The organism is Streptomyces sp. NPDC051133, assembly GCF_040682635.1.
Classification (GTDB): domain Bacteria; phylum Actinomycetota; class Actinomycetes; order Streptomycetales; family Streptomycetaceae; genus Streptomyces.
In genome coordinates this window covers 1-21040 of the sequence record NZ_JBFBBK010000004.1, presented here as the reverse complement: position 1 = coordinate 21040, position 21040 = coordinate 1, and the positions used below count along the sequence as shown (strand labels likewise).

The following is a 21040-nucleotide window of genomic DNA, read 5'->3' as shown; positions in this document are numbered from 1 at the left end:
TTTCGAGTTCCTGCCCGGCCCCCGAACGGCGTCCACCGAAGGCCGGGAATTCACCCGGGGCCCCCGCTCAACGGCGGGCTTTCCACCCTCGACCGCCCCTCGGATAGGTGAACTTCCGCGCCCCTCCGCCGCACGCCCCGCCTTCCTTGCCACGCCTCCGTCCGCCCCGTACAAGATCCCCACCAGCTAGTTACCGCCCGGTATCCCGGGCCCGCCGAACGGGGATCCCATGAACAAGGTGATGAGCCGCACCGCGCCCCAGGTCATGAGCCGCACTGCCCAGCCCCGCCCGCGCCACCGGCCGCCGACCCGCCACGACACCCGCCGCCCCGGCGGCGCCCCGCCCCGCACCCCGGCCAGGCGCACCACGGCCGCCCCCCGGCCGGCCGGCACCGCCCCGGCCACCGCAACGCCCGGCACGCCCGTCACGCCCCCGCGGACGGACCCTGCCACGCCCCTGACGGCCCTACGGCAGCCCCGACCGCCCCGCCCCACCGATCTCTTCGCCGACCGCCTGCTGGCCGTTCTCAGCGGCCAGCGCCCCGTCCACTGGATGCTCCGCCACACCGCCGGCCGCGCCTACGACGATCTGACCCGCCTCGCCGCCCGGGTCCCCCTGCGCACCCGTGGCCCCCGTCCGGTCGTCCAGGACATCGGCTACTACGTCGCCGCCACCGGGGCCGTCGAGGCCTTCGCGCGCATCGCCGCAGGAGACCAGCTCAGGGCCCTGGCCTTCCGCCTGGAACGAGGCCCGGACCTCCGCTGGCGCTGCACGGCGGTGGAGACCGCGTAGCCGCGGGCGGTCGAGCCGCTGCCGACTCCCACGGCACATGGCAGCGGGGCCGGGCCCCCCGAAAGGAACCCGGCCCCGCTCAACGGCTGAAGCACCGCCAGACTCAACGGCTGTGACGCCGCAGGTCACTTCTTGCGGCGCCGCCCGCCCTTGGCCTGCTTGCGCCGCTCCGCCCGCGTCAGCCCGTCGGCCTCGGACCGCACCGGCTCGTCGTCCTCGAGGTCGCGCTCCAGGATGCCGCCCTCGCCGTCCACGGTCGGCGCGGAGAAGTGCAGATCCCGTCGCTGCGGAACGTCCAGGCCCTTCGCCCGGATCTCCGGACGCGCACCGGCCTGCGCCGGAACCGTGTCCTGGACGCCCTCGCCGACCGGCTCCGCGGCCTCGACCGGGACCTCCTCGACCTGCTGCTCGACCTGGACCTCCAGGTTGAACAGGTAGCCGACGGACTCCTCCTTGATGCCCTCCATCATCGCGGTGAACATGTCGAAGCCCTCGCGCTGGTACTCGACCAGCGGGTCCTTCTGCGCCATCGCGCGCAGGCCGATGCCCTCCTGGAGGTAGTCCATCTCGTAGAGGTGCTCACGCCACTTGCGGTCGAGGACCGACAGCACGACCCGGCGCTCCAGCTCACGCATGATCTCGGAGCCGAGCTGCGTCTCCCGGGACTCGTACTGCTCGTGGATGTCCTCCTTGATGGACTCGGAGATGAACTCGGCCGTCAGACCGGCACGGTCACCGGCGGCCTCCTCCAGCTCGTCGATGGTGACCTTCACCGGGTAGAGCTGCTTGAACGCGCCCCACAGCCGGTCCAGGTCCCAGTCCTCGGGGAAGCCCTCGGCGGTCTCCGCGGAGATGTAGGCGTCGATGGTGTCGTCCATGAAGTGCTGCACCTGCTCGTGCAGGTCCTCGCCCTCCAGGACGCGCCGGCGCTCGCCGTAGATGACCTCGCGCTGCCGGTTGAGCACCTCGTCGTACTTCAGAACGTTCTTACGGGTCTCGAAGTTCTGCTGCTCGACCTGCGACTGCGCGGACGCGATCGCGCGCGTGACCATCTTGTTCTCGATCGGCACGTCGTCCGGCACGTTGGCCATCGACATCACGCGCTCGACCATCTGGGCCTTGAACAGGCGCATCAGGTCGTCGCCCAGCGACAGGTAGAAGCGGGACTCGCCCGGGTCGCCCTGACGGCCGGAACGGCCGCGCAGCTGGTTGTCGATGCGCCGCGACTCGTGCCGCTCGGTGCCGAGGACGTAGAGGCCGCCAAGGTCCTTGACCTCTTCGAACTCGGCCTTGACCGCCTGCTCGGCCTTCTCCAGCGCGGCGGGCAGGGCCTGGGCCCACTCCTCGATGTGCTCCTCGGGGTCGAGGCCGCGCTGGCGCAGCTCCGCCTCGGCGAGGTCGTCGGGGTTGCCACCGAGCTTGATGTCGGTACCACGGCCGGCCATGTTGGTGGCCACCGTGACCGCGCCCCTGCGGCCGGCCTGCGCGACGATCGACGCCTCACGCTCGTGGTGCTTGGCGTTCAGCACCTCGTGCTGGATGCCGCGCTTGGAGAGCTGCTGCGAGAGGTACTCCGACTTCTCGACGGAGGTGGTGCCGACGAGGATCGGCTGGCCCTTCTCGTGCTTCTCCGCGATGTCGTCGACGACCGCCTCGAACTTGGCGACCTCGGTGCGGTAGATCAGGTCCGACTGGTCCTTGCGGATCATCGGCTTGTTGGTCGGGATCGGGACCACGCCGAGCTTGTAGATCTGGTGGAACTCGGCGGCCTCGGTCATCGCCGTACCGGTCATGCCGGAGAGCTTCGAGTAGAGGCGGAAGAAGTTCTGCAGGGTGATCGTGGCGAGCGTCTGGTTCTCGTCCTTGATGTCCACCCCTTCCTTCGCCTCGATCGCCTGGTGCATGCCCTCGTTGTAGCGGCGGCCGGCGAGGATACGGCCGGTGTGCTCGTCGACGATCATGACCTCGCCGTCGATGACGACGTAGTCCTTGTCGCGCTTGAAGAGCTCCTTGGCCTTGATGGCGTTGTTCAGGTAGCCCACGAGCGGGGTGTTCACCGACTCGTAGAGGTTGTCGATGCCCAGCCAGTCCTCGACCTTGCTGACACCGGACTCGTGGATGGCGACCGTGCGCTTCTTCTCGTCGACGTCGTAGTCGCCGGTCTCCTCCAGGCCCTTGAGCGGGTTGCCCGCCTCGCCCCTCTTCAGGCGCAGGACCAGCTTGGCGAAGTCGCCGTACCACTTCGTGGCCTGGTCGGCCGGGCCGGAGATGATCAGCGGCGTACGGGCCTCGTCGACGAGGATGGAGTCGACCTCGTCGACGATGGCGAAGTTGTGGCCGCGCTGCACCAGCTCGTCCTTCGCCCACGCCATGTTGTCGCGCAGGTAGTCGAAGCCGAACTCGTTGTTGGTGCCGTAGGTGATGTCGCACGCGTACTGCTCGCGGCGCTGGGCCGGCGTCATGTTGGCGAGGATGCAGCCGACGTCCAGACCGAGGAACTTGTGGACGCGGCCCATCATCTCGGAGTCGCGCTCGGCCAGGTAGTCGTTGACCGTGATGAGGTGGACGCCGTCTCCGGAGAGGGCGTTCAGGTACGCGGGCAGGGTGCCGACGAGGGTCTTGCCCTCACCGGTCTTCATCTCGGCCACGTAGCCGAGGTGGAGGGCGGCGCCGCCCATCAGCTGCACGTCGTAGTGACGCTGGCCGAGGACGCGCTTGGCGGCCTCGCGGACGGTGGCGAACGCCTCGGGGAGCAGGTCGTCCAGGCTCTCACCGTCGGCGTACCGCTGCTTGTACTCCTCGGTGAGGGCCCTCAGCTCGGCGTCGGAGAGGTTCACGAAGTCCTCTTCGATGGAGTTGACCTGGTCCGCGATGCGGTGCAGCTTGCGCAGGATCTTGCCTTCGCCTGCACGCATGATCTTCGAGAGGACGGACACGGGGGCTGGTCTCCTTGCCGGTCGGGCCTGGGACGGTCGGTTTTCCTTCTTACGTACTGAGCAACGGCCATCGTATGCGAGGACCCGGCTGCGCCGGGAGGCCTGGCGGCCCGACGGCCGCTTCACTCTGGACAACGGCCCGGGCACACGGATAGTGCCGCATCCGGTCGAGGAATTGCGCGAAATGTGCTCACCCGCTCACACACAGCGAAAAAGGATGGTCCGCGCGCGGGTGGCCCAGCACAATCGGGCGATGGAACCCGTCACGCTCACCACGGACCGCCTTCTGCTGCGCACCGTCGGCCCGGACGACACCGACGCGGTGTACGAGGCCGTCCAGGACCCCGACATCCAGCGCTGGACCACCATCCCCTCCCCCTACCTGCCCGAGCACGCCCTGGGCTTCACGGAACAGCTCGTCCCCGACGGCTGGGCGCAGGCATCGATGTTCACCTTCGGCGTCTTCCTCACCGGCGGGGAACTGGCCGGCATGCTCGGTCTCACCATGCGCTCCCTGGGCACGGCCGAGGTCGGCTACTGGGCGGCCAAGGCCCACCGGGGCCGCGGCTACGTCACCGAGGCCACGCTCACCGCCTGCCGGTGGATCTTCACCGCGGTCGGCGTCGACCGGGTCGAATGGCGCGCCGAGGTCGGCAACGCCGCCTCCCGCGCGGTGGCCGAACGAGCGGGCTTCACCATCGAGGGCACCCTGCGCTCGGCCATCAACAACAAGGGGGTACGACGGGACTGCTGGGTCGGCTCCCTGCTCCCCTCGGACCTGGGCCTGCCCTCCACGGCGCCGTACCTGCCCGCGCCCGCCCGGTGAAGCAGCAGCTCAGCCGGGACTGTCAGTGGCAGCCTCTATCGTCCGACGCATGACGACCCTTCCGCGCCCGACCACCACGCTCACCGCGGACGACGCCCGCCGTATCGCCCTGCGGGCCCAGGGCTTCCTCGGCGCGCCCGACCGGCGCGCCGGTGTCCGCGGGGTGCTGCGCCACCTCGGCGCGGTCCAGCTCGACACGATCTCGGTGCTCGCCCGCTCCCACGAGCTGGTGCCGTACGCCCGCCTCGGCGCCGTCGACCGCAGGACCGTGGAGGCCGCCTACTGGAAGGACACGCACGCCTTCGAGTACTGGTCCCACGCGGCGTGCATCCTGCCCGTGGAGGAGTGGCCGCACTTCGCCTTCCGCCGCCGCGCGTACCGCGACCGCCCGCACTGGAACCACGAGCTGCCCGAGGGGGTCTACGAGCAGGTCATCAAGCAGCTGCGGGCCGAGGGCCCGCTGACCTCCACGGAGCTGGGCGGCGCGAAGAGGACGAGCGAGTGGTGGGACTGGTCGGGCACCAAGGTCGCCGTGGAGCGCGCGCTGATGTACGGCGAGGTGGTGTGTGTGGAGCGGCGCGGCTGGAAGCGGGTGTACGACCTCGCCGAGCGCGCGATCCCGGACGCCCTGCTGCACGACGAATTGGACGACTCCGAGTGCCTGCGCCGCCTGGTCCGGCTGGCCGGTGAGTCCCTGGGCGTGGGCACGCGCGCGGACATCGCCGACTATCACCGCCTCAAGGGCGAGCAGGTCGACGCGGTGATCGCGGACTCGGGCCTGGTGCCGGTCGAGGTCGAGGGCTGGTCCAAACCGGCCTGGGCCGATCCGGCGGCGCTGGCGACGCAGCCGCGCGGCCGTCACCGCACCACCCTGCTGTCGCCGTTCGACTCGCTGATCTGGGAGCGGGCCCGCACCGAGCGGCTCTTCGGCTTCACCCACCGGCTGGAGGCCTACGTCCCCAGGCCGAAGCGGGTGTACGGCTACTTCGCGATGCCGGTGCTCGCCGGCGGCCGGCTGGTCGGGCGGGTCGACCCGGCCCGCGAGGGCCGCACTCTGGTCGCCAAGCAGGTCACCCTGGACGGCCCCAAGGCGGTCCCGGCCGTCGCCCAGGCCCTGGTCGAGGCGGCGGGCTGGGTGAACTGCACGGACGTCCGCGTGGAGCGCGTCGACGCCCCGGACCTGCGCGAGGCCCTGACGCGGGAGCTCGTCCACACCCTCGCCCAGAGCTAGCGGATCTCGAGGATCTTCTCCCGCATCGCGTAGACCACGGCCTCCATCCTGGAGTGCAGCTGCAGTTTCTCCAGGATGTTGCGGACGTGGTTCTTCACGGTGTTCTCCGAGATGAACAGCTCCTTGGCGATGTCCCGGTTGTTCATCCCGGTGGCGACGAGCTTGAGGACCTCCAGCTCCCGCTCCGTCAGCCGTGGCGCGGGCACCAGCCGGCGCTCGTCGGTGCGCTGGATCATGGACTTGAACTCGGTGAGGAGTTTCGACGCCATGGACGGGCTGATCTGCGACTGCCCGTCGGCCACGGCACGGATGGCGGTGGCCACCTCGTCCGTGGAGATCTCCTTCAGGAGGTATCCGGTCGCACCCGCCTTGATGGCCTCGTAGAGGTCGGCCTCCTCGTCGCTGATCGTCAGCATGATGATCTTCGCGCTGGGGGCGACCTCCTTGATGGAGGTGCAGGCCTCGATCCCGCCGCGCTTGGGCATGCGGACGTCCATCAGCACGATGTCGGGCAGCAGGTCGGCGGCCTTGTCGACGGCCTCGGCGCCGTCGCCCGCCTCACCGACGACCTGGATGTCCTCCTCGGCGGCGAGCACGATCTCCAGTCCGCGCCGGAACAGGGCGTGGTCGTCCACGACCAGGACTCTGATCGGCTCCTTGCGCGCCGAGCCTGCGTCCGGGCCCATGCCGATGACACCGTCGTCGGCATCCTCGTCCCGCATCGGTCCGAAGGTGTCCGCCATCGTTCCTCCCCCTGAAGGCTGTGGCCTGTGGTCCTGTGCCATCGCCAACCCAAGGCAGCGGCCCACCGGTTGGGCCGGTCCGGCCATGATTTCATGCCCGGGCGACACAGAGGTGACGTGCGAGGCGCGAAGTGGTCGCACACCGGTGCCCCTGGGGGCGCACACGCGCTCCAGGGGCACCGGCTCGGCTTCATCCCGGTGGATCAGCCGCCCAGCGTGCCACCCGCCGCGGGGGGCTGCGCCTCGGCGACCATCGGGTCCGTGCTGAGGTGGATCACGCCGTAGTCGTAGGCGTGTCGCCGGTAGACGACGCTCGGTTCCTTCGTCTCGACGTCGACGAACAGGTAGAAGTCGTGGCCGACCAGTTCCATCTCGTAGAGGGCCTGGTCGAGGCTCATCGGAGAGGCGACGTGTGTCTTCTCGCGGACGATGAGGGGGCCTTCTCCCTTGACCTCCAGGGAGCCGATCTTCTTCGTCGGCACACCGTCGGTCTCTTCTTCGTGGACGGGAAGGCCGCTCCCGTTGAGCGTCGCCGCGCCCGGCACGTGGTCGGGGACCTCGGCCGCCGAGATCCGGCGCGCACCACGGCGCGAAAAACGCTTGTCGTGCTGCTTGCGCAGCCGGGCACCCAGCTTCTCCGCCGCCATGTCGAGCGCCGCGTACGGATCGCTGGCCGCTGCCTCCGCCCGGATCACCGGACCGCGGGAGCGGAGCGTGATCTCCACTCGGTCACAGCGGTCGGCCTGCCGGGGGTTGGGCTCCTTGGACACCTCGACGTCGAGGCTGATCACCTTGGCATCGAGCTTCTGGATCTTTTCCAGATTCAGCTTCTCGGCCACGTGCTTGCGGAACCGGTCGGGCACCTCGGTCTTGCGGCCTTTGACGACGATGTCCACGCAGAACTCCGTTCCGGATCGCTCCGCCGCTTCGGCGGAACGTCTCCCTTTCGCACCCGGTCCGGTGAGCACCGGACCTCGGACTCGGTGACTTACACCTCCTCCTCCCCCGTGGGCGAGATCTCCACCCCACCGGCGCGGGTGATAGCGGAAAACCCGCGGCACGGCATTCGGATATGAGAGGTGCGGCCTGCGCCTTTCCTCACAACCGAACATATCTCGCCCGGACGGATGTCGTCACCCTCTACCGCGCCGTACCTCCGTTCAGGTGAATTACTGCCCTCGCCACCTGCAACGATGCAGGTCGGCGGTCAGTTCCTGTTTATTTCGAAAGAATCCCTGGGACCGGCGACCACGGCCGCGTGAAGCACCCTCCCGAGGGCGTTCACCACCGCCTTTTCCGATGCACCGTGCACCCACTTCCCCCTCTCCGGCCGGGCACCGATCCGTCGTTCCCCCCTACCTTCCCGAGTTACGGCCCCGTACACGACTGTTCTCACTCCACTTGCCGTGCCGTCACTTCCCTCGCGCAGGGCCCTGGCCGCCTCGGCGAGCGTGGCGCCCGTCGTGATCAGGTCGTCGACGAGCACGACGCGGCCCGTGTCGAGCAGTCGGGCGGCGCCGGACGTCACCTGCAGCGCACCCGCGAGGTTGGCGAGGCGCCGCCGTGCGTCCAGCCCGGCCTGGTCCGCCACGGGCCGCCGCTGACGCAGCACGGCCGCCACCCGGGCGGGCGTCCCGGTGCGCCGTAGCTCCCCGGCCGCCGCGAGCGCCATCCGCCGCACCGGATCGTGCCCCCGCGCCCGCACGGCCCACCGGGCGGAGGGCACGGGGACGAGCACCACGGGCCCGCCCGCACGGCCCGGAACCGGACCGCCGGCGCTCCCGGCACCACCCTGCCCGGCACCAGGACCGAGACCACCCCGTCCACCGCCGGTACCGCCCCCGGTGACAGCTCCCGCCGCACTCCCGCCCAGGCCCGCCCGCACGGCCCGCGCCAGAGCCGTACCGAGCACTCCCGCGAGCATCAGCGCGCCGCGCTCCTTGTGGGCGAGCAGGAGGGACCGCACCTGCTCCGCGTACGGCGCCGCCGCATGGACCACCGGCAGCCCGGCCGGCTCCGGCACCGGCCGCACCCGCCGCGGCGCGGTCCCGTCCAGCACTTCACGGCACCGCGTGCACAGCGCCGTACGAGGTGCCCCGCAGCCCGCGCACTCGGCCGGCAGCACCAGGTCGGTGAGGTCCTGCCACCACCCCCGCATGACGTCCACTGTGCCAACGCCGAGAACAACCGGCCACCCCTGTGGAAAACGCCCTGTGGACAACCGGGGACTTCCGGCGCCGCCTGTCACCCACACGGATGACAGGCGTGCCCACACCCGGCGGCGCAGGGTCATGAGGAGATCTCCGGCCCGGCCGGCACCTCCGCCCGGGCAGCCGCGCCTCAGCCCGGATAGACCGGCGCCGTGCCGTCCTTGTCGAGCTTCTGCCACTGCGCGCCGGACGGCAGCCGTACGATCCCGTCGTCCGAGTAGGCCACCAGCGGCACCCGCTCGTCCTCGGACGCGGCGATCGCCTTCACGCCGGGCAGCGCCCCGGGCGCCGGACCGTCCAGCGTGGAGCCGTCCACCTGGACGTACCGCATCTGCTGCACGCCGCCCTGCTCCTGGCCGACGGTGAGCAGCCTGCTGTCCCCGGCCCAGGAGATGGCGCTGACCTGCTCCAGGTCAGGTGCCGCCGACCGTAGTCCGTCCACCGAGATGCCCTGCCCGGTGCCGTCGTCGCGCTGGACCCGCCCGATCAGCAGGGACTGGTTGCCGTCCTTCTTCTCCACGACCAGCGCGATCCGCACGCCGTCGGCGGACACGCGTGCGTCCTTGATGTGACCGGACAGGTCCGGGACGGCGACCTCCTCCGGCTTGGCGACACCCTGCTCCAGGACGTACAGCTTCGGACGGTGCGGATCGCGGTCGGCGACCCACAGGTCGCCGCGGGCGTCCCAGCTCGGTGTCGTCAGCCGCCCGGCCGGGGTCGCGCCCTGACTGCTCACCAGCGGGTCCCCGAGCGAGCCACCCGACGCCAGCGAGGTCACGTACAGCGACCTGCCCTCGTCGCCGACCCCGGCGGCGGTGTGCTCGTCCCGCGACACCGCAACCGACTGCAGGCCCTTGCCGCCCTCACCGAGCGGCCCCGGCACCGGGAGCGCGCCCGTGCCCGTGGACCCGGTCGGGATCCGCACCAGGCGGTGCTTGCCGTCGAGGAAGTACAGGTACTCCGGGCGCTTGGACGCACCGTGCCAGGCAGCGCCCTCGGCGCCCTCCTCGGTCAGATCGCACAGCCGGTGCCCGCCGACCCCCTGCAGCTCGACGGACTCGAGCGTCGGCGCCAGGTTCCGCAGGGTGAACAGCATCTGCGTCGCCATCTCGCTGCACTTGCTCGCCGCGACCTGGGACGCCTTCAGATTCAGCGGCACCGTCAGCTTGTTCTGGTCGTCCGGCGCCAGGCCCGACACGCCCTTCTGCAGGGCCGTACCGGTCGGGAAGCCGGACCTGGCCACCACGCCGAGCCAGGTGGTGGGGCCGCTCAGCAGCGACCGGACCACCTGCGTCATCGGGTCGACCTTGCTGCGCACGAACACCGGATCGGCGACCGCCACCGGCTGTCCGGTCGCTCCGACCGCCATATTGGACGCGAAGTAGTACTTGTCGACCGACGTGTAGTTGCGCTGGAAGTCCGACTTGCCCATGACGACGCCGTCGGGCAGCCGGTCGATGCGCCACTGCCCGTTCTTGGCGTCCCGCGTGAGGTGCACCTTGCCGCGGTAGGAACCGCCGGCCGGCTCGTACGCCTGCTGCGCGTCCACGGACGCGACCCGGCTGCCCGCCAGGTCGCAGGTGACGCTGTCGGTCGCCTCCGGGCCACCCGCCCGGCAGTCCGGCCCGATGCTCACCCCGTTCGCGAGGACCGTCGTCGACCGCTCCGGCTGCCAGGCGCTCGCCGCGTCGGCCGTCAGATACTTGCGGGCCGTGTCGTACTGCGGGTCGTCGCTGGTCAGCGCCTCCAGGAAACCCTGCATGATCTCGCCCGGGCCGGCCCCTTCGGCCGGCGGCATGGCGAACACCCGCACACCCGTGTCCTGCCGTGGAGTGGACTCCACGTTCCGCAGGTCCCCGCTGTCGGGCATCGAGGCACACCCGGCCAGCAGAACGACCCCCAGAGCTGTGCATCCCACCGCGCGCACCGGCCGCCGCCGGGCGCCCCCCTCGCGGTCAGCGCCCACGAAATTCCTCCCCTGGCTCGGTCGGGTCCTGCGGCCCGGCCCCATCCGGCCGGGCGGTACTCGCGTCGGGTGCCGGGCCCGCGGCCGATCCGTCGTCCGAACGCCGCGCACCACCGGCGGGCCGGGGCACCACGCGCGCGCCGTTGCCATGCCCGGGCAGGGCGGTCGGATCGACGGCGGGCGTCAGTGCGGCCAGCCGCGGGGCGATCGACGCGCGCGGCGGCAGCCCGGGCCCCTGGGCACCGCCCTGCTGCACCGGCACGGTCGCCCGCTTCTCCTCGCCGCCACGCGGCAGACCGGCGTCGTCGAGGCCGCGGTTGCGGCGCGAGTCCTTGGGCTCCAGCGGTATCGGCGAGCCCCGCAGCGGCTCGTCCGCGGTCCTGGGCAGCGTCAGCCGGAACTGGGAGCCGCCACCCGGCTCGCCCCAGGCCTGCAGCCAGCCGCCGTGCAGCCGCGCGTCCTCCAGGGCGATCGACAGCCCGAGCCCCGTACCACCCGTGGTACGCGCGCGTGCCGGGTCCGCCCGCCAGAAACGGCTGAACACGCGGGTCGCCTCGCCCGGCTTGAGTCCCACCCCGTAGTCGCGCACCGCTACGGCGACCGCGCCGCCCGCGGCGGCCAGCTTGACCACGACGTCCTTGCCGTCGCCGTGCTCGACGGCGTTGACGACCAGGTTGCGCAGGACGCGCTCCACCCGGCGGGCGTCCGCCTCGGCCACGACGGGCTGCTGGTCGCCGACCACGCGTATGCGCGTGCCCTTGCGCTCGGCGAGCGGCTCGGCACCGCTCACCACGCGCCGGACGACCTCCCTGAGATCGATCGGCTCGGCCTCCAGCGCCGCCGCGCCGGCGTCGAAGCGGCTGATCTCCAGCAGGTCCGCCAGCAGCGACTCGAACCGGTCCAGCTGGTCGGCGAGCAGCTCGGCCGACCGCGCGGTGACCGGGTCGAAGTCCTCACGCGCCTCGTGGATGACGTCGGCGGCCATGCGGACCGTCGTCAGCGGGGTGCGCAGTTCGTGCGAGACGTCCGACACGAACCGGCGCTGCATCCGCGACAGGTCCTCCAGCTGGTTGATCTTCTGCTGGAGGTTCTGCGCCATCTTGTTGAAGGCCTCGCCGAGCCGCGCGATGTCGTCCTCGCCGGTGACCTTCATCCGCTCCTGCAGCCGCCCGGCGGACAGCCGCTCCGCGATCCCGGCCGCCATCCGCACCGGTGTGACGACCTGCCGCACCACCAGCCAGGCGATGGCACCGAGGAGGACGACGACGAACAGTCCGGCGGTCGCAAGGGTGCCCTTGACCAGGCTCAGCGACTTCTCCTCCTGCGTGAGCGGGAAGAGGTAGTACAGCTCGTACGGGCGCCCGTTGGGGTCGTTGACCTGCTTGCCGATGACCAGCGCCGGCTGGGACTCCTTGCCGTTGTAGTAGAGGATCCGCGTGTAGCTCTGCGCGGCCGTCGTACCGCCGTTGACCCGCTCGCGCAGGTCGGCGGGCACGCTGGACGTCGGGTTGACGTTCCCGGAACCACGCGGGCTGCGCCCGCCACCGCTGTCGTCACCGACCGGAAGGGTCACCACGTCGAAGGCGCCCGCACCGCCGCTGGACAGCGACTCCACGAGGTCGCTCATCCACTGGATGACGTTCTGCGACTGCCGCCCGTCCGCGGGGGACGCGCCGTCGGCGGCGCCCGTCCCCGTGCCGGTCCCGGCGACCGCCTCGTCGGCCCGCTGCTTGGCCACCGCGAACCCGCCCGTGGCCTGGCTCTGCGAGGCCTTCACCTTCGCGTCCAGCAGGCCGTTGCGCACCTGCCCGATCACGACGAAGCCCAGCAGCAGGACCACACCCAGCGACATCACCAGGGTCGTGGCGACGACCCGGAGCTGGATGTTGCGCCGCCACAGCCGCATCACCGGAAGCAGCGGCCGGCGCACCCAGCGCAGGAACAGCCGCAGGACCGGGCTGCCCTGGACACCGCCCTGCAGCAGTCCGCCCTCGAAGAGACGCCTGAAACGCGCACCCGCCGCCGTCCGGCCGACAGGCCGCCCCGGACGGGACCCGGACCCGCCGGGAGCCGAAGCGGCACTGTCCCCGGACACGTCAGCTCGGCCCGGCCTTGTAACCGACACCACGGACGGTCACCACGATCTCCGGCCGCTCCGGGTCCTTCTCGACCTTGGAACGCAGCCGCTGGACGTGAACGTTCACCAGCCGCGTGTCGGCGGCGTGCCGGTAGCCCCACACCTGCTCGAGCAGAACCTCACGCGTGAACACCTGCCACGGCTTGCGGGCGAGCGCGACCAGCAGGTCGAACTCCAGCGGGGTCAGCGCGATCGACTGCCCGTCCCGCTTCACCGAATGCCCGGCGACATCGATGACCAGGTCACCGATGGTCAGCTGCTCCGGCGCCGGCTCCTCCGACCGCCGCAGCCGCGCCCGGATCCGGGCCACCAGTTCCTTCGGCTTGAACGGCTTGACGATGTAGTCGTCGGCGCCCGACTCCAGGCCCACGACCACGTCTACGGTGTCGCTCTTGGCCGTGAGCATCACGATCGGCACCCCGGACTCCGCCCGGATCAGCCTGCACACCTCGATGCCGTCCCGCCCGGGCAGCATCAGGTCCAGCAGCACCAGATCGGGTTTGGTCTCCCGGAAAGCGGCCAGCGCCTTGTCGCCGTCGGCTACGAAAGACGGCTCAAAACCTTCACCACGCAGCACGATTCCGAGCATCTCGGCCAGTGCGGTGTCGTCGTCGACGACAAGGACTCGTCCCTTCATAAACGACATCATCCCATTCTCGTAACGACGACAGAGGTGCAGGTGAGCGAGGTCACTGGCCGGTGACGATAGTCGTACGAGGCCGTCACTGTCTGCCCCCGGACGCTTCCGGCGGATACGGCTGCGCGGCGGCCGGCCGACGACGCGCCTCGCGGCCGGTCAGGATCACCGCCGCGCCGGCCGTACCGCCACGGCCCCTCCGTCGGCGAAGGCCGCGGACGAAGGGGCCGTACCCGTCTCAGCCCGCCGTCACCGTGCCGCGCCGGCGCACAGCTCCGCGAGAGCCTCGGCGGTCACGGGAGAAACCGCTCCCTCCTCGGTGATGATCGCCGTCACCAGCTCGGGCGGGGTCACGTCGAACGCCGGGTTGTACGCCTGGGTCCCCAGGGGCGCCACCGGAACCCCGCCCCCCGGACCCGTCACCGGCACCTGAGGCGCTGTCACCTCGGTCACCTCGAAGCCGGGGCGCTGCTCGACCTCGATGGAGGCCCCGTCGGGGGTGTGAGGGTCGACCGTCGTCACCGGCGCCACCACGATGAACGGCACGTGGTGATACCGGGCGAGCACCGCAAGCGGGTAGCTCCCCACCTTGTTCGCCACCGAACCGTCGGCCGCGATCCGGTCCGCCCCGATCAGCACCGCGTCCACCTCACCCGCCGCGAACAGGGAACCCGCCGCGTTGTCGGTGAGCAGGGTGTACGCCATGCCGGTGCGAGCCGCCTCGTACGCCGTCAGACGGGCGCCCTGCAGCAGCGGACGCGTCTCGTCCACCCACAGCCTCCGCAGCCGTCCCTGCCGGTGGGCCGCCAGGGCCACCGCGAAGGCCGTGCCCTCCCCGCCCGACACCAACGACCCGCTGTTGCAATGGGTGAGGATCCGGTGCCCGCCGGCGGGCAGCAGCTCGTCCAGCAACGCCAGCCCGTGGGCGGCCATCCGCGCGCTGGCCTGCGCGTCCTCCCGGTGCAGCGCCCGCGCCGCCGCCAGCGCCGCCTCGGCCGCCGCCGTGGCATCGCCGCTCCCGGCCAGCGCGGCCTCGTGCGCCGCCTGGGCCCGGCGCACGCCGACGGACAGGTTCACCGCGGTGGGCCGGGCCTCCTCGAGCGCCCGCGCCGCCTCCGCCACGTCGAAGCCGCGCGCGGCGGCGAGCGCGACGCCGTACGCCCCGGCGATCCCGAGCAGCGGCGCCCCACGCACCGCCAGCGCACGGATCGCCTCCACCAACGCCGGTGCGTCCGTGCACACCAGCTCCACCTCTTCGATCGGAAGCCTCGTCTGATCGAGAAGGACCAGTACGGGACCTTCGGGTGGTTCCTCCCATCGGATCGCCGGTATCTCGGTCGGCCGCTTGCCCTCACCGGTTCGCGCCTGCTGATCAGCCATGCGGTCAGTCTGCCCCGGATACGGCACACCATTGAAGACGCCCGGCCCCTACCGCGGCAGCTCCCCGGACGACCACCCCATGGCACGATGGCTGCCAACCTGCCGCCGCGACCGCGGACGGGCACCGAGAAGGAGCTTCGATGACAGACACTCCGGGCTGGGCCTCGCCCGGATCCGCCCCGTCGTCCGAGGGGCGGGAACCCGGCGCGCCCGGCCCCGCCGAGCCCGCCGACCGCCCCGGCCCCGCCGAAGCCGCGCCGCAGCCGCAGCCGGGCGCGGACCCGCAAGGCCCGGGCGCGAAGTGGTCCAAGGAGCAGCCGCCGGCCGCGCAGTGGTCCGCGCCCACCGGCGCGCCCGCCCCGGGCCAGACCCCACCGCCCCCACCGCCGGGTCCCGGCTGGGGCGGCCCGCAGCCCGGCGGGTACGGTCCCGGCGGGTACGCAGGCGGCTACGGCGGCCCTCCCGGCGGTTACGGCGCCCCCGGTGGCTACGGAGCCTGGGGCGGCGGCTGGGGCGGCCCCCCGCCCGCGGCCAAGCCCGGCGTGATCCCGCTGCGCCCGCTCGGCGTCGGCGAGATCCTCGACGGCGCGGTCTCCACCATGCGCGCCCACTGGCGCACGGTCCTCGGCATATCGCTGACGGTCGCCCTGCTCGTCCAGGTCGCCTCGGTCCTCCTCAACGGCCTCGTCCTGAACAACACGGTCAGCCAGGAGTCCCTCACCGACCCCAGCACCACCCCCGACGACGTGTTCCGCGCCATGGGCGAGGCCTTCGCAGGCTTCGGCGTCGTCGTCCTGATCGCCGTCGTCGGCACGATCATCGCGACCGCCCTGCTGACGACCGTCACCAGCCGCGCCGTCCTCGGCAAGCCGGTCAGCGCCCGCGAGGCCTGGCGTGACGCCCGCCCGCAGATCCCCAAGCTGTTCGGCCTGCTCTTCCTGCTCGGTCTCATGGGTATCGGCGTGATGCTCGCCTGTACCCTGCCCGGCATCCTCCTGCTCTTCGCCGGCAGTGACAACCTGGGCATCGCGCTGCTCGCCCTGGGCATCCTCGGGGCGATGGTCGTCCTGACCTGGCTCACGGTCCGCTTCTGCCTGGCCTCGCCCGCGCTGATGCTGGAACGGCAGAGCATCGTGAAGTCGATGGGCCGCTCCGCGAAGCTCGTGCGCGGCTCCTGGTGGCGCGTCTTCGGCATCCAGCTGCTCGCCGGGCTCATCGCCGACATCGTCTCGTCGCTCGTCGTGATCCCCTTCGCCCTGGTCGGCGCAGCCATGAGCGACGGCGGTCTGACCAGTATGTTCGGCGCCGGCGGCGGACACATCGGCTGGACCTACCTGATCATCAGCGGGATCGGCTCGGTGATCGGCGCCACGGTCACCCTCCCGATCAGCGCGGGCGTCACCGTTCTCCTCTACGTCGACCTGCGCATCCGCCGCGAGGCCCTCGACCTCGAACTGGCCCGCGCCGCCGGAGTCCAGGGCTACGGCGCCGGCACCCCCGCGCCCGGCCCCGTCCCCGGGAGCTGATGCGGTGAGCATCACGGGGGGAGTTGGCACGGCGGCGGCCTCGCCCGCCGCCACCACGGCCGTACGAGGCCTGCTGCACGCGGCGGACACGCTCGTGCGGGCATCCGGCGGCTCGGGAGACCGGCCGCCGGTGACCCTCCCGCGTGATCCCGCGCGGGAGGCGGCCCGGCGCGAGCTGTCCAAGCGGATGTACCACGAGAACGACCCCGGCCTGATCCAGCGCGCCCTGAACGCGCTCTGGAACTGGCTGGACCGGCTGTTCGGCTCGGCCGCGTCGGCGACCCCCGGCGGTCCGGTCGGCCTGGTCGTCGTCGCCCTGGTCGTCATCGCCGTCCTGGCCGCCCTGTGGTGGCGCCTCGGCACCCCGCGCCGCCGGCCCGCCTCCACCGCCGTCCTGTTCGACGACCGCCCCCGCAGCGCGGCCGAGCACCGCGCCTCCGGCGAGGCACACGCGGCCCAGGGCCACTGGAACCAGGCCGTCCAGGAACGCATGCGCGCCATCGTCCGCTCCCTGGAGGAGCGGGCGCTGCTGGACGCCCGCCCCGGCCGCACCGCCGACGAAGCGGCCGCCGAGGCCGGCCGCAGCCTCCCCGCGCACACGGACCGACTGCGCGCAGCGGCCCGCGAGTTCGACGACGTGACGTACGGCGGACGCAGGGCCACCGAGCAGTCGTACCACCGCATCGCCGAACTCGACCGCGACCTCGAACGCACCAGGCCCACCCTCGCCGACAGCGCCACCAGCACCGCCCACAGCAGCCGCCAGGGGGCCGCCGAGTGACCACCGAGGCCACCCTGCCGACGACGACCTCCACCGCACCCGGTGCCCGCCGGCTCTGGACCCGCGCGCGCGGCATCACTCTCGCCGTCGTCCTGATCCTGACGGCGGCGGTCGCCATGGCCGCCGTACGCTCCACCGTCCGCCACGGCGAGCTGGACCCGCGCTCCCCCGACCCCTACGGCAGCCGTGCCGTCGCCCAACTCCTCGCCGACCGCGGCGTGTCCACGCGCGTGGTCACCACGCTCAGCGCGGCCGGCGCCGCCGCAGGCCCCGACACGACCCTCCTGGTCGCCGAGCCCGATCTGCTGACCGACCGCCAGCAGACCCGGCTGCAGAAGACCACCGCCGCCTCCGGCGGACGCACCGTGCTCGTCGCGGCCGGCAGCCCCTCCGTCGAGCGGCTCGCCCCCGGGGTCACCGCGGACCCCGCCAACAGCATCCACTCCACACTCGCCCCCGACTGCACCCTGCCCGAGGCCCGGCGCGCGGGCAGCGCCGACACCGGTGGCATCCGCTACACCACCACCCACCTCGACGCCGACTCCTGCTACCCCAGTGAACGCCTCGCCACCCTGCTGCGCGTCCCCGCGGCATCCGGGGGCGGCGACACCGTCGTGCTCGGCGCACCCGACATCCTCTACAACGACCGCCTCGACAAGCAGGGCAACGCCTCGCTCGCCCTCCAACTCCTCGGCTCCCGCCCCCATCTGGTCTGGTACCTCCCCTCGCTCTCCGACACCTCGGCCACCACGAGCGACCGCAAGAGCTTCTTCGACCTGCTCCCCTCGGGCTGGCTCTGGGGCACCCTGCAGCTCTTCATCGCCGCGGTCCTCGCCGCCTTCTGGCGGGCACGCCGCTTCGGCCCCCTCGTGCCCGAACGGCTCCCCGTCGCGATCCGCGCCTCCGAGACCGACGAAGGCCGCGCCCGCCTCTACCGCAAGGCCAACGCGCGCGACCGCGCCGCCACCGCTCTTCGCTCCGCCACCCGCACGCGCCTCGCCCCCCTCGTCGGCGTCCCCGTCGCCCAGGCGGACACGCCCGAGACGCTGCTCCCCGCCCTGTCCGCCCGTCTCACCGGCGACGGACAGTCCCTGCACTCCCTCCTCTTCGGACCGCCGCCCGGCGACGACGCGGCCCTGATCGCACTGACCGACCAACTCGACGCCCTCGAAAGAGAGGTACGCCGTCCATGATGGACCCGACCACTGACAACGCCGCGCGGACCGGGGACGCGGACACCGCCCGCGCCTCCCTCGAAGCCCTGCGCGCCGAGATCGCCAAAGCCGTGGTCGGCCAGGACCCCGCCGTGACCGGCCTCGTCGTCGCCCTCCTCTGCCGCGGACACGTCCTCCTCGAAGGAGTCCCCGGAGTAGCCAAGACGCTGCTCGTCCGGGCGCTCGCGTCCGCGCTCGAACTCGACACCAAGCGGGTCCAGTTCACCCCTGACCTGATGCCGAGCGACGTCACCGGCTCCCTCGTCTACGACACCCGCACCGCCGAGTTCTCCTTCCAGGCGGGCCCGGTGTTCACCAACCTGCTCCTCGCCGACGAGATCAACCGCACCCCGCCGAAGACCCAGTCCTCCCTCTTGGAGGCCATGGAGGAACGGCAGGTCACGGTCGACGGCAAGCCCCGCCCGCTCCCCGAGCCGTTCCTGGTCGCCGCGACCCAGAACCCGGTCGAGTACGAGGGGACCTACCCCCTCCCCGAGGCCCAACTGGACCGGTTCCTGCTCAAACTGACGATCCCTCTGCCCTCACGGCAGGACGAGATCGACGTCCTCACCCGCCACGCCTCGGGCTTCAACCCGCGCGACCTGCACGCCGCCGGCGTACGCCCCGTCGCCGGCCCCGCCGACCTGGAGGCCGCCCGTGCCTCCGTCGCCGCGACGGCCGTGTCCCCCGAGATCACCGCCTACGTCGTGGACATCTGCCGCGCCACCCGCGAGTCGCCCTCCCTCACCCTGGGGGTCTCCCCACGTGGCGCCACCGCCCTCCTCGCCACCGCCCGCGCCTGGGCATGGCTGACCGGCCGCGACTACGTGATACCCGACGACGTGAAGGCCCTGGCCCTGCCCACCCTGCGTCACCGTATCCAGTTGCGGCCCGAAGCGGAGATGGAGGGTGTGACGGCCGACTCCGTCATCAACGCCATCCTCAGCCACGTCCCGGTTCCCCGCTGATGGCACTCACCGGACGCGCCGCCCTGCTCGCGGCCCTCGGTTCGATCCCCGTCGGCCTCCTGGAACCGAGCTGGACGGGCATTCTCGCGGTCAACGGCCCCCTGGCCCTGGCCTGCGCCTGCGACTACGCGCTGGCGGCTCCCGTACGGCGCATCAAGCTGAGCCGATCCGGCGACACCTCCGCCCGACTGGGCGAGACCGCGGACGTCACGCTCACCCTCACCAACCCGTCCCGACGGCTCCTGAGGGCCCGGCTGAGGGACGCCTGGCCGCCGAGCAGCTGGGAGCCCGGCACCGAGGTCATGGCCTCACGCCACCGCCTGAACGTCCCCACGGGGGAACGCAGGCGCGTGACGACCAGGCTTCGCCCCACCCGCCGCGGCGACCGCCAGGCCGACCGCGTGACGATCCGCTCGTACGGCCCCCTGGGCCTGTTCGCCCGCCAAGGCGCCCACAGGGTTCCCTGGACGGTGCGCGTCCTGCCCCCGTTCACCAGCCGCAAGCACCTCCCGTCCAAGCTCGCCCGATTGCGCGAGCTCGACGGCCGCACCAGCGTGCTGACCCGGGGTGAGGGCACGGAGTTCGACAGCCTGCGCGAGTACGTCCCCGGAGACGACACCCGCTCGATCGACTGGCGCGCCACCGCCCGGCAAACCACGGTCGCGGTCCGCACCTGGCGTCCCGAACGCGACCGGCACATCCTCCTGGTCCTGGACACCGGCCGCACCTCGGCCGGCCGGGTGGGCGACATCCCTCGGCTGGACGCCTCCCTGGACGCGGCTCTGCTCCTCGCGGCGCTCGCCTCCCGGGCCGGCGACCGCGTGGATCTCATGGCCTACGACCGCCGGGTGCGGGCCCTGGTCCAGGGCCGCTCCGCGGGAGACGTGCTGCCCTCCTTGGTCAATGCGATGGCCACCCTCGAACCGGAACTCGTCGAGACCGACGCCCGTGGCCTCACCGCCACGGCACTGCGCGCGGCACCCCGGCGTTCTCTGATCGTGCTGCTCACGACGCTCGACGCGGCACCGGTGGAGGAGGGGCTGCTGCCCGTGCTGCCGCAGCTCACTCAACGCCACACCGTGCTCGTCGCCTCGGTCGCGGACCCGCACATCGCGCGCATGTCGCAGGCGCGGGGCGACGTCGACGCGGTGTACGAGGCCGCGGCGGCGGCGAAGGCACAGAGCGAACGCGAGCGAACGGCCGAGCAGCTCCGTCGTCATGGAGTGACGGTGGTGGACGCGACCCCGGAGGATCTGGCGCCGGCACTGGCGGACGCGTATCTGGCTCTCAAGGCGGCCGGGCGGCTCTGAGCCGCCCGGGTCGTCCTTTCCCTTCGGGGAACACCCACATCCGACCCCTGAACGCAGAAAACCCCCGCATCTTTCGATGCGGGGGTTTTCCCAAAATTTGTTCGGCGGCGTCCTACTCTCCCACAGGGTCCCCCCTGCAGTACCATCGGCGCTGTGAGGCTTAGCTTCCGGGTTCGGAATGTAACCGGGCGTTTCCCTCACGCTATGACCACCGAAACACTATGAAACTGTCGAACAGTGCCGCACCACGCTCTGTGAAACGTGGGGCCGTTCGTGGTTTCAGAACCAACACAGTGGACGCGAGCAACTGAGGACAAGCCCTCGGCCTATTAGTACCGGTCACCTCCACACGTTACCGTGCTTCCAGATCCGGCCTATCAAC

16 protein-coding genes and 1 rRNA gene are annotated in these 21040 nt (G+C 71.8%); 8 read left to right on the top strand and 9 right to left on the bottom strand.

Annotated features, from left to right (window positions below; all coding sequences use genetic code 11):
- Positions 1 to 229 precede the first annotated feature (229 nt).
- The gene (locus AB0N17_RS06220) at positions 230 to 793 is read left to right on the top strand and encodes an Rv3235 family protein (protein WP_366009954.1); all 564 of its coding nucleotides are present in this window, start codon (positions 230 to 232) and stop codon (positions 791 to 793) included.
- A 125-nt stretch (positions 794 to 918) separates the two neighbouring features.
- Here the strand turns inward: AB0N17_RS06220 and secA are convergent, their stop codons facing one another.
- The gene (gene secA / locus AB0N17_RS06215; RefSeq protein WP_366009953.1) at positions 919 to 3729 is read right to left on the bottom strand and encodes a preprotein translocase subunit SecA; all 2811 of its coding nucleotides are present in this window, start codon (positions 3727 to 3729) and stop codon (positions 919 to 921) included.
- 253 nt (positions 3730 to 3982) lie between these two features.
- Here secA and AB0N17_RS06210 point away from each other — a divergent pair, with 253 nt between their 5' ends.
- Together AB0N17_RS06210 and AB0N17_RS06205 are read left to right on the top strand one after the other, a co-directional pair.
- Positions 3983 to 4555 (top strand): GNAT family N-acetyltransferase, encoded by a 573-nt coding sequence (locus AB0N17_RS06210; protein ID WP_366009952.1) that lies wholly within the window; start codon positions 3983 to 3985, stop codon positions 4553 to 4555.
- 49 nt (positions 4556 to 4604) lie between these two features.
- Positions 4605 to 5786: a crosslink repair DNA glycosylase YcaQ family protein gene (locus AB0N17_RS06205; protein ID WP_366009951.1), complete on the top strand. Its 1182-nt coding sequence runs from the start codon at positions 4605 to 4607 to the stop codon at positions 5784 to 5786.
- Here AB0N17_RS06205 and AB0N17_RS06200 read toward each other — a convergent pair.
- The 7 genes from AB0N17_RS06200 to mtnA form a co-directional block, all read right to left on the bottom strand.
- Positions 5783 to 6529: a response regulator transcription factor gene (locus AB0N17_RS06200; RefSeq protein ID WP_366009950.1), complete on the bottom strand. Its 747-nt coding sequence runs from the start codon at positions 6527 to 6529 to the stop codon at positions 5783 to 5785. The genes AB0N17_RS06205 and AB0N17_RS06200 overlap by 4 nt on opposite strands.
- A 203-nt stretch (positions 6530 to 6732) precedes the next feature.
- A complete protein-coding gene (raiA, locus tag AB0N17_RS06195; RefSeq protein ID WP_366009949.1) occupies positions 6733 to 7425 on the bottom strand; it encodes a ribosome-associated translation inhibitor RaiA in 693 nt (230 codons plus the stop codon).
- 311 nt (positions 7426 to 7736) lie between these two features.
- Positions 7737 to 8687, bottom strand: coding sequence for a ComF family protein (locus tag AB0N17_RS06190; RefSeq protein ID WP_366009948.1), 951 nt, complete (start codon positions 8685 to 8687; stop codon positions 7737 to 7739).
- Positions 8688 to 8869: 182 nt separating this feature from the next.
- On the bottom strand, positions 8870 to 10705 hold the full coding sequence (locus AB0N17_RS06185) for an LpqB family beta-propeller domain-containing protein (RefSeq protein WP_366009947.1): 1836 nt from the start codon (positions 10703 to 10705) through the stop codon (positions 8870 to 8872).
- Entirely contained in the window at positions 10695 to 12800 is a 2106-nt protein-coding gene (gene mtrB, locus AB0N17_RS06180; RefSeq protein WP_366009946.1) for an MtrAB system histidine kinase MtrB, read from the bottom strand. The genes AB0N17_RS06185 and mtrB overlap by 11 nt, the downstream gene beginning before the upstream one ends.
- Before the next feature lies 1 nt (position 12801).
- Positions 12802 to 13491: a two-component system response regulator MtrA gene (mtrA, locus tag AB0N17_RS06175; RefSeq protein WP_191870552.1), complete on the bottom strand. Its 690-nt coding sequence runs from the start codon at positions 13489 to 13491 to the stop codon at positions 12802 to 12804.
- Positions 13492 to 13728: 237 nt separating this feature from the next.
- Positions 13729 to 14859, bottom strand: coding sequence for an S-methyl-5-thioribose-1-phosphate isomerase (gene mtnA, locus AB0N17_RS06170; RefSeq protein WP_366009945.1), 1131 nt, complete (start codon positions 14857 to 14859; stop codon positions 13729 to 13731).
- A gap of 140 nt (positions 14860 to 14999) precedes the next feature.
- On the opposite strand from mtnA, the gene AB0N17_RS06165 reads away from it, so the two are divergent.
- From AB0N17_RS06165 to AB0N17_RS06145, 5 genes are read left to right on the top strand one after another with little or no spacing between them, the layout of a single operon-like run.
- Positions 15000 to 16385, top strand: a complete 1386-nt coding sequence (locus AB0N17_RS06165; protein WP_366009944.1) for a hypothetical protein — start codon at positions 15000 to 15002, stop codon at positions 16383 to 16385.
- Positions 16386 to 16389: 4 nt separating this feature from the next.
- Positions 16390 to 17166, top strand: coding sequence for a DUF4129 domain-containing protein (locus AB0N17_RS06160; RefSeq protein WP_366009943.1), 777 nt, complete (start codon positions 16390 to 16392; stop codon positions 17164 to 17166).
- Positions 17163 to 18359 (top strand): DUF4350 domain-containing protein, encoded by a 1197-nt coding sequence (locus AB0N17_RS06155; RefSeq protein WP_366009942.1) that lies wholly within the window; start codon positions 17163 to 17165, stop codon positions 18357 to 18359. The genes AB0N17_RS06160 and AB0N17_RS06155 overlap by 4 nt, the downstream gene beginning before the upstream one ends.
- Positions 18359 to 19348, top strand: a complete 990-nt coding sequence (locus AB0N17_RS06150) for a MoxR family ATPase (protein ID WP_366010219.1) — start codon at positions 18359 to 18361, stop codon at positions 19346 to 19348. Before AB0N17_RS06155 ends, AB0N17_RS06150 begins: the two co-directional genes overlap by 1 nt.
- Positions 19348 to 20658, top strand: a complete 1311-nt coding sequence (locus tag AB0N17_RS06145; protein ID WP_366009941.1) for a DUF58 domain-containing protein — start codon at positions 19348 to 19350, stop codon at positions 20656 to 20658. Before AB0N17_RS06150 ends, AB0N17_RS06145 begins: the two co-directional genes overlap by 1 nt.
- A gap of 99 nt (positions 20659 to 20757) precedes the next feature.
- Here AB0N17_RS06145 and rrf read toward each other — a convergent pair.
- Positions 20758 to 20874, bottom strand: a 5S ribosomal RNA gene (gene rrf, locus AB0N17_RS06140).
- Between the last annotated feature and the right edge of the window lie 166 nt (positions 20875 to 21040).